The 11,468-nt window shown below is 71.1% G+C and carries 7 protein-coding genes and 1 pseudogene; 4 read left to right on the forward strand and 4 right to left on the reverse strand.

From position 1 onward, the window contains the following. Positions 1 to 173: 173 nt before the first annotated feature. Entirely contained in the window at positions 174 to 2,387 is a 2,214-nt protein-coding gene (locus tag ACFCV8_RS27535; RefSeq protein WP_376688153.1) for a germacradienol/geosmin synthase, read from the reverse strand. A gap of 385 nt (positions 2,388 to 2,772) precedes the next feature. On the opposite strand from ACFCV8_RS27535, the gene ACFCV8_RS27540 reads away from it, so the two are divergent. Together ACFCV8_RS27540 and ACFCV8_RS27545 are read left to right on the forward strand one after the other, a co-directional pair. Further along, complete coding sequence (locus ACFCV8_RS27540) at positions 2,773 to 4,104, forward strand: N-acetylmuramoyl-L-alanine amidase (protein ID WP_376688154.1); 1,332 nt, start codon at positions 2,773 to 2,775, stop codon at positions 4,102 to 4,104. A gap of 66 nt (positions 4,105 to 4,170) precedes the next feature. Further along, on the forward strand, positions 4,171 to 4,440 hold the full coding sequence (locus ACFCV8_RS27545) for a hypothetical protein (protein ID WP_376688155.1): 270 nt from the start codon (positions 4,171 to 4,173) through the stop codon (positions 4,438 to 4,440). Positions 4,441 to 4,564: 124 nt separating this feature from the next. On the opposite strand, the gene ACFCV8_RS27550 is transcribed toward ACFCV8_RS27545, so the two are convergent. Beyond that, positions 4,565 to 5,698: an aminoglycoside phosphotransferase family protein gene (locus ACFCV8_RS27550; RefSeq protein WP_376688156.1), complete on the reverse strand. Its 1,134-nt coding sequence runs from the start codon at positions 5,696 to 5,698 to the stop codon at positions 4,565 to 4,567. 231 nt (positions 5,699 to 5,929) lie between these two features. On the opposite strand from ACFCV8_RS27550, the gene ACFCV8_RS27555 reads away from it, so the two are divergent. Beyond that, on the forward strand, positions 5,930 to 7,429 hold the full coding sequence (locus ACFCV8_RS27555; protein WP_376688157.1) for a hypothetical protein: 1,500 nt from the start codon (positions 5,930 to 5,932) through the stop codon (positions 7,427 to 7,429). Between the two features lie 124 nt (positions 7,430 to 7,553). Here ACFCV8_RS27555 and ACFCV8_RS27560 read toward each other — a convergent pair. Together ACFCV8_RS27560 and ACFCV8_RS27565 are read right to left on the reverse strand one after the other, a co-directional pair. Then, positions 7,554 to 9,020: pseudogene (locus ACFCV8_RS27560) on the reverse strand (PP2C family protein-serine/threonine phosphatase); the annotation flags it as partial. Positions 9,021 to 9,460: 440 nt separating this feature from the next. Beyond that, positions 9,461 to 10,135: a YoaK family protein gene (locus tag ACFCV8_RS27565; protein ID WP_376688158.1), complete on the reverse strand. Its 675-nt coding sequence runs from the start codon at positions 10,133 to 10,135 to the stop codon at positions 9,461 to 9,463. Between the two features lie 738 nt (positions 10,136 to 10,873). Between ACFCV8_RS27565 and ACFCV8_RS27570 the strand changes: the two genes are divergently transcribed. Beyond that, positions 10,874 to 11,389 (forward strand): lytic polysaccharide monooxygenase auxiliary activity family 9 protein, encoded by a 516-nt coding sequence (locus ACFCV8_RS27570; protein ID WP_376688159.1) that lies wholly within the window; start codon positions 10,874 to 10,876, stop codon positions 11,387 to 11,389. Positions 11,390 to 11,468 lie beyond the last annotated feature (79 nt).

Raw genomic sequence — 11,468 nt, forward strand, 5'->3', positions numbered from 1 at the left:
CCGCGCGGGGCGCGCCCGGGGTCTGTGACCCGGGGGGGCGGGGGCGCGGGCCGGCCCGGCCGGCCCGCCGCGCCCCGCCCGCCCCGCCCCCGGGCCCCCGCCCCCCCCGACCGCACCTCCGCATCCGTCCCCGCGGCCCTGGTCCAGGAGGCGGCGACAGTCGCGGGGACCGGCTACCGGCCTGCCGTCGCGGGCCGGGCGAAGAGCGTGGTCACCCGCGCCGCCGAGACGCCGAGCCCGGTGGGACCGGCAAGACGCCAGGGGGCCGCACTGCCACGCCGCAGGTCCTCCTCGCGGTAGCGGCGGCAGCCCCGGTGCCAGATCAGGATGCCCGCGAGCCAGTGCTTCAGCTCCTGCACATAGCCCGCAAGCACCGCCCTCGTCTCGGCGTCGAGGCCGAAGTCGTCGTAGAGCGTGGGCAGTTCGTGCTCGGCCACATGGAGGAACTGCCGCAGCCGCGACTCCATCAGATCGTGGACGATCGCCACCCCGGTCGGATAGTCCACACCGAAGAAGTTCTGCACGACCAGCACGCCGTTGTGGATCTCGCCCTCGAACTCGATCTCCTTCTGGTACGAGAAGAGATCGTTGAGCAGGCACGCGTAGTCCGCCGCCGCGTTCTCCAGCGAGCGCATCGGCCCGCTGCGGTAGACCTCCGGCGGGACCTTCCGCCCGTGCCCGAGCCGGCACAGGCTCATCGTGAGATCCGAGCCGAAGGTCATCCGCCGCATCTCGATGTAGTCCACCGGGTCGGGGATACGGTTCTGTGCCTGGTTCGCCAGCTCCCACAACCAGCTGGCGGTCATGTCCTCGACCGACTTGCGGAACGCCCGCCGGGCGCTCGGGTCCATCGGGGCCGAGGTCCTCGCCCAGAGGTCGGCGAGCCCGCGCTCCAGAGCGTTGACCGGCTCCGGCGTCCCGGCCCCGTCCAGGGGCATGAACATCGACAGGCGCTCGTTGGCGAGCCCCGCCCCGTGCAGATCGCGGGTCCGCCCGTGCACCACCGGGAACCAGTCGTCACCGTACGTCCCCCAGGTCAGCCACTGCGAGGCGAGGTCCAGCTGCTCGGGCGTCGCATCCGGGTACAGCCCTGCCGAACACAGCGGCAGATCGTTGGCGAGAAGCCGCTCCCGGTCCCAGATGTGCGAACCGGGCACCCCCGGCTGCGCCTCCAGGATCCCCATCCGGTCCGCCCAGTCGATGATCCGCAGCCGGGCCCCCTCCAGATGAGGGCTGAGCGTCGTACCGAAGGGAAGTCCGAGGTCGGGCAGGAGCGACGGGCCGACGCGCCGGTGGGGCAGATGGCTGTGGCCGCGCAGCCGGGCCGTCTCCGAACGCGTGGTGAACCGGATCGAGGCCGCCGCCATTCCGAAGCCGCTCGTGGACGCCTCGACCGCGCCGTCGTTCATGTAGCGACTGGAGCGCATGTGCCACTCGTGGCCGCCGGACTGCCAGTCCTGGAGACCCTTGACATACGCCAGGACCGACGCGGTTCCGGCCGGATCGAGTCCCTTCTGCGCGCAGAGCGGGCCGACTTCGGTGAGCGCGGTGTTCTCGAACTGCTGGAGCCGGGAGGTCAGCAGGTCGTTCACCGCCTCGGCGGCCTCCTGGGTGGAGCAGCCGAGGAAGCGTTCCAGGACCAGCACACCGTTGCTGTTCTCGCCCTCGTCCTCGACCTCCCGCTGGTACGAGAAGAGGTCGTTGCGCAGGTGCACGGCGTCGGAGAAGGCGTCCCGCAGGACCCGCAGCGCCCGTTCGCCCGCCACCTCCTCGGGGACCTCGGCGCCCGCCGCGTACTCCACGAGCCCCGCCGACCAGGGGGCCCCGCCCACCTTCCGGCGCATCTCGATGTACTCGACGGGGTTGGCGATGCGCCCCTCGTCGATGTTGGACAGCTCCCACAGCGACTCGTTGAGCAGGTTCTTTGTCGCCTCGGCGAACCTGGCCCGCCAGGCGTCGGACATGCTCGGGACGGTGCGCGTCCACAGATCGGCCAGTCCCGCTTCGACCGGGTTCTCCGGCTCGGGCGTCGCGGCCCCCCGCTCCATCGGCATGAAGGCGGGCAGCCGGTCCAGATAGCGCCTGGCACCCTTCCGGTCCGGGGTGCGCTTGAACAGCTCCAGGAAGTGATCGTCGAAGAAGAAGACCCATACGTACCAGTCGGTGACCAGCGACAGTGCCTCGGCCGAGCAGTCGGGGTGGGTGTACGCGCACAGCAGCGCGTAGTCGTGTGAGTCGATGTCCTCCTCGTCCCAGATACCCGACCCCTCGACCATCCCCATGCCGCGCGCCCACCGCTTGGTGTGCGCCCGGGCCCCCTCGACATGGGCGTTGAGCCGGGCCGGATACGGAACGTAGAAGTCCGGCAGAGTGAAGGGCTGAGCCATGTGCGTAGGGGCCTTTCCTGGACCGCCGCGCGCCGTTTCGCGCGGGTGTGAGCCTGTCGGCGCGAGCACTACCCGTCTGCTGTTCGAGGTACACACATCCGAAATTAGTCAGATAAAACGAGTCTTGTGCGGCGGTGAACGGGCGAGGGCGGACGCCGCCCGGGGGCGCCCCGACACTCCGGCAATGGGCCGCCGTCAACCGCCGGTTGATCTTCCTCTCGCAGGTCAGAAGCCCTGTCAGTGGTCTGGTCCACTGGCTGCTTCCGTGACCTGCACGGATCCCTTGACGCGCTGTCATCTCAGGTCGGAGAGTGTGCGCGCACGGCGGAACGGTGAGATCGGACCAGGCACGGCTCCAACACGCACGGCTCCAAGAAGGGTTGTCATGACGTCGAAGAAGAGGACCGCGATCGCGCTCGCACTGACAGGTGTCGGCGCGCTGAGCATGGCGCTGCTCAGCCCCGTGGCGCAGGCCGGTGCGGACGGGGCGCGGCCGGAATGCCCGCGCAGCCTCGACTGCGACTGGGTCCCGGCGGCGTACCAGCAGACCGGCGACCCGGCCGACAAGGAGACGTACGGGAACTACGACACCGCGGACCGGCCGCACACCAACAAGATCAGGTTCATCGTTCTGCACGACACGGAGGAGGACTTCGACACCACGCTGAAGATCTTCCAGAACCCGCTGAAGCAGACCTCCGCCCACTACGTGGTGCGGTCGGCCGACGGCCATGTCACCCAGATGGTCAAGAACAAGGACGTCGCCTGGCAGGCGGGCAACTGGTACGTCAACAGCCACTCCATCGGCATCGAGCAGGAGGGCGTCGCCGTCGAGGGTGCCAAGTGGTACACCCCCGAGATGTACCGCTCCACCGCCAGGCTGGTGCGTTACCTGGCCGCCAAGTACGACATCCCGCTCGACCGCCAGCACATCATCGGCCACGACGGGGTGCCGCCCACCAGCGCGTCCGGCACCAAGAACATGCACTGGGACCCGGGCACCTACTGGGACTGGAACCGCTTCATGAAGCTGCTCGGCAAGCCCGCCGTGCCGAGCGCCTCCAAGAAGAGCGAACTGATCACCGTCAGCCCGGACTTCAAGCAGAACAAGCAGGCCTTCCGTGACTGCGAGAAGGGTGTCGACCTGCCCGTCCAGGGCTCCAGCGCCGTCCCGCTGCACACCGCGCCGTCCGACGACGCCCCGCTCTTCTCCGACCCCGGCCTGCACACCGACGGTTCGCCCGGCACGAACTGCGCCGCCGACTGGGGCAGCAAGATCAGCGCCACCCAGCAGGCTGTCGTCGCGGACCGCGCCTCCGGCTGGACGGCGATCTGGTGGTACGGCCAGAAGGCCTGGTTCCGGACCCCCGCGAAGGTCCGGACCACCGTGCCCACCGCCGGCTACGTCGTCAGGCCGAAGGCCGGGCGCACGGACGTGCCGGTGTACGGGGTCGCCTATCCGGAGAAGTCCGAGTATCCCGCGGACTTCGGCGACAAGCGGGTGGGCGCACCGCTCCAGTACACGATCAAGGCCGGGCAGTCCTACCCCGGCGGCGGCGAGGCCCCCACCGGCTTCTTCTACTCGCCGACGATCGACTCCTCGTACCCCTACGACCACGCGTACTTCAGCGGCCAGGAGAGGTACGTGACGGTGCAGATCGGCCACCGCATCGCCTTCGTGAAGGCGTCCGACGTCGACATCGTGCACACCCGCTGAGACCGCGCCACGACCGGTGGCGGCGGCGCCGCACCCGGACATCCGTCCCGACAGAAGGAGAGGCTCGTGCAGAAGCTGACCAGGACCGCCGTCACCGCGGCGGCGGGTGTGGCCATGGCGCTCGCGCTGACCGGCGCCGGCGCCGTCGTCACCGTGGCGACCGCCTCGGCCGCCGCCGCGGCCGGGACCGGGGCACAGGGGTGGGAGCTCGCCGCAGCTTTCGACACCCAGCAGCAGTGTGTCGCGGCCGGAGACGCGGGCGTTGCCGCCGGAACCTGGACGAACTACCGCTGTGTGCTCTTCGAGGCCCGCTGGGACCTGATGATTCCCGCATGACAGCCCGAAGGCCCGGGTGTCCCACCGCCTGACGGGTGTGCGGCGGGGCACCCGGGCCTCGGCGCACCACGGGGCAGGTGTGTCGGCACCGGCCCGCGCAAGCGCGCGTCCCCCCGCGGCAGGGTCAGCGCGTGCCGACCGCGGCACGCACGGCCCTGCGGGCCATCGCGCAGTCGTCGTGCAGCCGACGCAGCAGCAGCCGCTGCTCCTCGCTGGACGACAGCGCACCCGGGCGTTCCTGTCCGGCCGCCGGGGCGGCCGAGTCGCGCATGGCACGCTGCACGGCCGTCTCGTACGTACGGATCTCCCCGGTCAGCACCAGCATCAGGTTCACCAGGAAGGCGTCCCTCGCCGCGGGGCCCGCGGCCTGCGCCAGCTGGCTGATCTGGCGACGCGCCGCCGGCGCGTCGCCCAGCACCGTCCACAGCGTCGCCAGGTCGTAGCCGCGCAGATACCAGCCCGCGTGCTCCCAGTCCACCAGCACCGGTCCCGTGGGCGACAGCAGGATGTTGGAGAGCAGCGCGTCACCGTGGCAGAACTGCCACATGTCCTGACGGACACTCGCATGCGCGAGCCCGTGCAGCAGTTTCTGCAGATCGCCCAGGTCGCGGTCGGTGAAGAGTCCCAGCTCGTGATAACGGGCGACCCGGGCGGCGTAGTCGAGCGGGACCTCGAAGAGCCCGGGGGCCGGCCGCCAGGAGTTGATCCGGCCGATCGCACCGAGCACGGCCCGGATATCGGCCCGGGGCGGCGCCTCGGACGGGTGCCTGGTCAACGCGGCCACCCGGCCGGGCATCCGCTCGATCACCAGTGTGCAGTTCTCCGGATCGGCCGCGATCAGACGCGGCACACGCACCGGCGGACGGTGCCGGACGAACGCACGATATGCAGCTATTTCGTGGCGGAACCGCTCCGACCAGGCGGGCGAATGGTCCAGTAAGCACTTGGCGACCGCGGTGGCACGGCCGGTGGAGCCGACCAGCAGCACCGAACGGCCGCTGCGCCGCATCACCTGGACCGGATTGAACTCGGGACAGATCCGTCGCACCGAGGCGATCGCCATCCTCAACTGGGCCCCCTGCGCGCCCGACAGGTCCAGCCGGCCGCTGAGCGGGGCTCCCCCGGGGCTCCCCGCGGGCCGCCGCTGCCGGACCGTGCCGGGCGCCGACGCGTGCGGAGCGAGGTACGGTCCGCCGCCCGCGCCCAGGGGACGGAGCGGCCGGGGCGAGGCAGTCACGGAGGACGATGCTGTGTACATGGGGGAGACAGATCCCTTCGCGCGCCGACAAATTGCGTACACCGCCCCGGCCGGCGGCCGATCGGCACCCTGGGGAGTACCGAGGGCTGCCGGGCGGGGTGGCGCTTTCCTACCTGACACCGGGCGCCGGGTGGCAGACCATGTGGCGCACCGTGGCGAACGGTGGCGAATTGGCGCAGGGCACCTGACAGGGGGTTACTGTCAACACAGCCGAGAACCTGGGGGCTTGACGTGACCGGAGAACCCAACACCCGCCTGTCCGACCTGTTCGGCCTCGCCGGCTGGTCCAAGGGCGAACTCGCGAGAATGGTGAACAGGAAGGCGGCGGCCATGGGCCACCCCCAACTGGCCACCGACACCTCGCGGGTGAGGCGTTGGATCGACATGGGGGAGTGCCCCCGCGATCCCGTGCCCAAGGTGCTGGCGGCCCTGTTCACCGAGCGGCTCGGTCGTGTCGTGACCATCGAGGACCTCGGGTTCGACCGGCGCGGGCGTGCGGGGAAACGGCAGGAGGCCGGGACGCAGGAGAATCCCGACGGACTGCCCTGGGCGCCCGATCGGACGGCAGCGGTCCTCACCGAATTCACGGGAATGGACCTCATGCTCAACCGACGCGGCTTGGTGAGCGCGGGCGCCGCGCTCGCCGCAGGATCGACCATCACCGGCCCCATGCACGACTGGCTGCACTCCGACCCCGTACTGGCTGCCGACGCGCCAAGGATCAACGACCCGCTGCACGCGGACCCCGCCGGTTTCGACCGGTACGAGGCCGCCCCCATCGGGTCGGACGAGATCGAGGCGCTCGAACGGTCCGTGGAGGTGTTCCGCGCCTGGGACGCCTCGCGCGGGGGCGGACTCCAGCGCAAGGCCGTGGTGGGCCAGCTCAACGAGGTGGGCGGCATGCTCGCCTACCGTCACCCCGACCATCTGCAGCGCCGCCTCTGGGGCGTCGCCGCCAACCTCGCGGTGCTCGCGGGCTGGATGTCCCACGACATCGGCCTCGAACCGACCGCCCAGAAATACTTCGTCATCGCGGCACACGCGGCGCGCGAGGGCGGCGACCGCCCCCGGGCGGGCGAGGCGCTCTCCAGGGCGGCCCGCCAGATGGTCCACCTCGGCCGTCCCGACGACGCCCTGGACCTGATGAAGCTCGCCAAGTCCGGCTCCGGGGACATGGTCCTGCCGCGCACCCAGGCGATGCTGTACACCATCGAGGCCTGGGCGCAGGCATCCATGGGACGCGGTCAGGCGATGCGGCGCACCCTCGGCAAGGCGGAGGAGCTCTTCGTCTCCGACAAGAGCGATGTGCCACCGCCCAGTTGGATGCAGATGTTCGACGAGGCGGATCTGCACGGCATGCAGGCACTGGCGTTCCGTACGCTCGCCGATCACGAGCCCGCGGCGGCGGTCGTCGCACAGCGTCACGCCAAACAGGCGCTGGAGCTGCGGATCAACGGACGTCAGCGGTCCAAGATCTTCGACTACATCTCGCTGGCCTCGGCATGCTTCATCGCCGACGACCCCGAGCAGGCGGACCGGTACGCCCGGCTCGCCCTGGTGTCGATGGGGGAGACCTCCTCGCACCGCACCTGGGACCGGCTGCGCGAGATGTACCGCCTCACCGGCCAGTTCGCGGGCTACCCGAAGATCGAGGACCTGCGTGAGGAGATCAAGCTCTCCCTGCCGGAGGACTCCGTCATCAAGCAGCCGAGGCGCAGCTCGCAGATCTGAGCGGCGGGCACAGCCGTCCGGGCCACGCGCCGTTGGACGGGCAGGCCCGCGGGTGTCATCGCGTCGTGTCCGGTGCGCCGTGGTTCCGCGTGAGCGGTGCCGTGTGCGTGGCGTCGTGCTGCTGTGCCCCGATGCGGGCGACCAGTACACAGGCGTCGTGCAGACGCCCGGTGTCGCCGAACTCCGCGACGACGGTCCGCAGGCACTCCTGCGCGGTACGCGCCCGGGCGAATCGGGGCGCCAGCGCCAGCAGTGCGTCCGGGCCGGTGACCCGGTCGTCATGACGGTTCAGTCCGTCGGTGTGCAGGACGAGCACATCGCCGGGCAGGAGCTGTGCTTCGTCCTGCTCGTAGACGACCCCGCAGGTCGCGCCGAGCAGTACGCCGTCCGGTGCGGGCAGAGGTCGCCCCGTTCCGTCGCGGAACAGCAGCGGCGCGGGGTGCCCGGCCTGGGCCCAGGCGAGGGTGCCGGTGGCCGGATCGAATCGGCAGCACAACGCGCTGCCCAGAGCTGGTTGGACGGAGGATCCCAGTAACTGGTTGAGATGCCCCATCAAGGCCCCCGGCCCGACGCCGGCCAGGGCCATCCCGCGCAGTGCGCCCAGCAGCATCGCCGTGGCCGAGGCCGCCCGGACGCCGTGCCCGGTCAGATCGCCGACGGTGAGGAGGATCCTGCCGTCCGGCATCGTCTGCGCGTCGTACCAGTCGCCGCCGACGTGCGCGCTCGACTCGGAGGGGAGGTAATGGGCGGCGACGTCCAGCGCGCCCGATGCCGGGGAGGGGAGCCGTAGTGTGCCCCGCCAGGGGGGCAGGACGGCCTCCTGGAGCTCGACCGCCATACGGTGCTCGGCCCGTGCCCGGTACTCCCGGCGGCGCAGTGAGTCATGGCTCCGGTGCAGCGCCTGTTCGCTGCGCCGGAGCTCGCTGACGTCGCGCAGGACGGCCCACATCGACGCGGTGCGGCCGTCCGTGTCGAGGACGGGTTCACCCGTCATGTGGAGGGTGCGCATCCGGCCGTCGGGCCGCACGATGCGGAACTCGCCGTCTATCGGCCTGCCGTCCACCAGGCAGTCCGTCATCAGCGCGGTGAGCAGTGGCTGGTCCTCGGGAGGCAGCACGGAGGGGAGCTCGTCCAAGGGGAGCGGACCGGCCTCGGGAGACCTGCCGAAGATCTGGAACAGCTCCTCGGACCAGCTGACGTCATCGGTGAGCAGATCCCACTCGGCGCTGCCCACGCGGCCGATCAGAGAGCCCGGCTTCGGCCCCTCGTACGGCCGCGCCGCGCCGTGCTCGGGCGTGCTCGGCGCCGTCTTCTGGGCCGGGGGCTTCGCGAGGCGCTCCGGAGTGGCGGGCGGCAGGCCTTCCCTGAGCTGTCCCAGGTGCCTGCCGAGGTCCTCCAGGTGGTGGACCGCGAGATCGCACAGCGCCCGTCGCCAGCGCAGCTGCGGGTCCTCCTCGTCCACGAGCACCGTGCCCCGCCGCACCGCGTCCAGGTCGCCACGGAGCCGATGGGTCCGGCTGATCAGCGCGTCGACGGCGTCGCGCTCGGGCGGCTGTGGGGCGGGGCGGTCCGCGGACAGGTGGGACGGCATCTCGTACTCCGATACAGGCGCGGTACGACCAAGTCCGGGAGGTGGACCGAAGACGACTGTGGCACAGCCCGGGGGAGGCCGTAAGGGATTTGGCAACACTCGATGCGTTGTTGCCTGCGGAATATGCCACGGGCTGCGCGAAACATAGATCCTTCGAATGGTCGTGCTGTCTGCGGATGTTGGCGCAAGTCAATCGGCATGTGCGGACCGCTGTGTGCCCGCGCGTGCCGTGCGCGTCCGACGTGTTCGCGCCGATCCGGGCATATGCCAATCGCCTTCGGCCGATGGACGGGCTCGCTCCGCATCTTGGGTCGCGGGGCAGGGGTGCGTTTCGGGAACAAGGCCTAATGGTTTATCGTTCATCTATGTGTGGGCGGCGCTCAGGCGCCCACCCTTGAGCCGCCCCGGCCGGGTTCCCCCGATCCGGCTGGGGCTTCATTTCATCGACGGCGGCCGGACCGGCCCGCGGGCCTCGCGAGGCGCCGGGTCTCGACGAGCAGTGCCGCGGCGGCTGCCGCCGCTCCCGGCCACAGGTGCTCCGTCGCCGCGGTCGCCGCGGCGCCCGCCACCACCGCGATCAGCCGGCCCGCCACCCAGAGGTCGCCGCGTCCCCACGACCGGAGCGCCGCCCGACCGACGAGCCCCGTGAGCGTGCCCGTGAAGTAATTGGTGGGGGTCGAACGGATCCGGCCCTGGACGCCCATGGCCACGGCGGTGAGCGCCAGCAGCCCCGCCCTGCCGCCGACGGAGGCGAGGGGGCCCAGCGCCCACAGCACGGATCCCGCGGTCAGCAGGACGACCTCCGTGAACAGCATGACGGGCAGCGGCCACCTCAGCCGCACCTCCATCCACGCACCGCAGGCGACACCGACGCCGTACGCGAACAGCGCCGTGACCACGCGGAGTGCCACCCCGTGCTCTCCAGCGCCGGTCGCGGAGATGCCGAGCAGCACCAGATTCCCGGTCATCACCCCGGCGAAGACCTGGCCGACGCAGAGGAAGGCGAACGCGTCGGCCGCGCCCGAGGCGGCCGACAGAAGCAGCAGGGGCCACTCGCGCCAAGGGCCGGCTCCGGCTCCAGGGGAGGGCTCGGAGGGACGTACGGCAGTGGCCACCTCCGTATTCTCGGCCCCGGGGCCCCGCCGCACCGGTGTGACCCGCCGTACTCCCATGGCTCACCGGCATGAACACGCAGAGGCGCATCGCATTCGAACGACTGCACAGCGTCCGCGATGTCGGAGGATGCCGCGGCGAAGGCGGGCGGCCCGTTTGCCGGGGCCCGCGCTACCGGTCCGACTCGCTCGGCAGGCTCCGCGGCAAGGCTCCGGGGCCGCGGTACCGCAACCTCGGCATCGAGCACCGGCCCCACGGACGGGCCGCGCCGGGGCCGGAGGTGGGGACCGGCTCGCGGACGCCTCGCTCGACGACACCTTCGTCCGCCGCGGTGCGGAGTACACGCTGCGGACGGGCCGCCTCCATGTGGTCGCCGAGTACACGCGGCGCATCGGCCACGCCGATCCGGTCCGCGAGCGCATCGACGGCGTGACAGGGGGCTGACGCGCGCGGCGGAACGGCCCTCGGGTGCGGGCGTGCGAGGGGCGGGTGTGCGCCCCGGCGCGCGCACAACGGTGCTACCGCGCGGTGCGGAACACCTTGACGCGGATGCCTCGATCGGTATGGTCTAGGCCAAGTGCAGTGCCCCTGCCGGGCTTCGGGAATTTCCCGGACGTACACGGCAGTGGTCCCTGCCGTGCCCTTCGCACATCTTGGCCCCACACCAAAGAGGCCGTTCCGACACCGCAGGGCCCCCATAGCCCGCTCGTGTGCGGCGACGCCTCATGTGAAGGAGAAGCATGCACACGAAAAGGAAGACGGCCGCGGCCATCGGCGCCGTGCTCGCCCCCGTACTGGCCCTGACCCTTCCGGCCGGTTCCGCCAGTGCTCACGGGTACATCTCGTCGCCGCCGAGCCGTCAGGCCCAGTGCGCCGCCGGGACCGTGAGCTGCGGCGAGATCAAGTACGAGCCGCAGAGCGTGGAAGGCCCCAAGGGGCTCACGAGCTGCAGCGGCGGGAACAGCCGGTTCGCCGAACTCGACAACGACTCCAAGGGGTGGAAGGTCACCCCGATCAGCCGCAGCGCCTCCTTCCAGTGGGTGCTGACCGCCCGGCACGCCACCAGCACCTGGCAGTACTACGCCGGTGGCCGGAAGGTCGCCGAATTCAATGACAACGGTGCCCAGCCCGGCGCCACGGTGACCCATCAGGTCAACTTCGGCAGTGTGACGGGCAGGCAGAAGATCCTCGCGGTGTGGAACATCGCGGACACCGCCAACGCCTTCTACGCCTGCATCGACGTGAACATCAGCTGATCCCCCGCGTCGGGCGGAACTGCCGCTGGCCGTTCCCCCCCACCGCCGAGCCCCCAACCCGGGCGCAGCCCCGGGACGG

Origin of the sequence: Streptomyces sp. NPDC056347 (genome assembly GCF_042262625.1) — a bacterium.
In the GTDB taxonomy this organism is placed as follows: Bacteria; Actinomycetota; Actinomycetes; order Streptomycetales; family Streptomycetaceae; genus Streptomyces.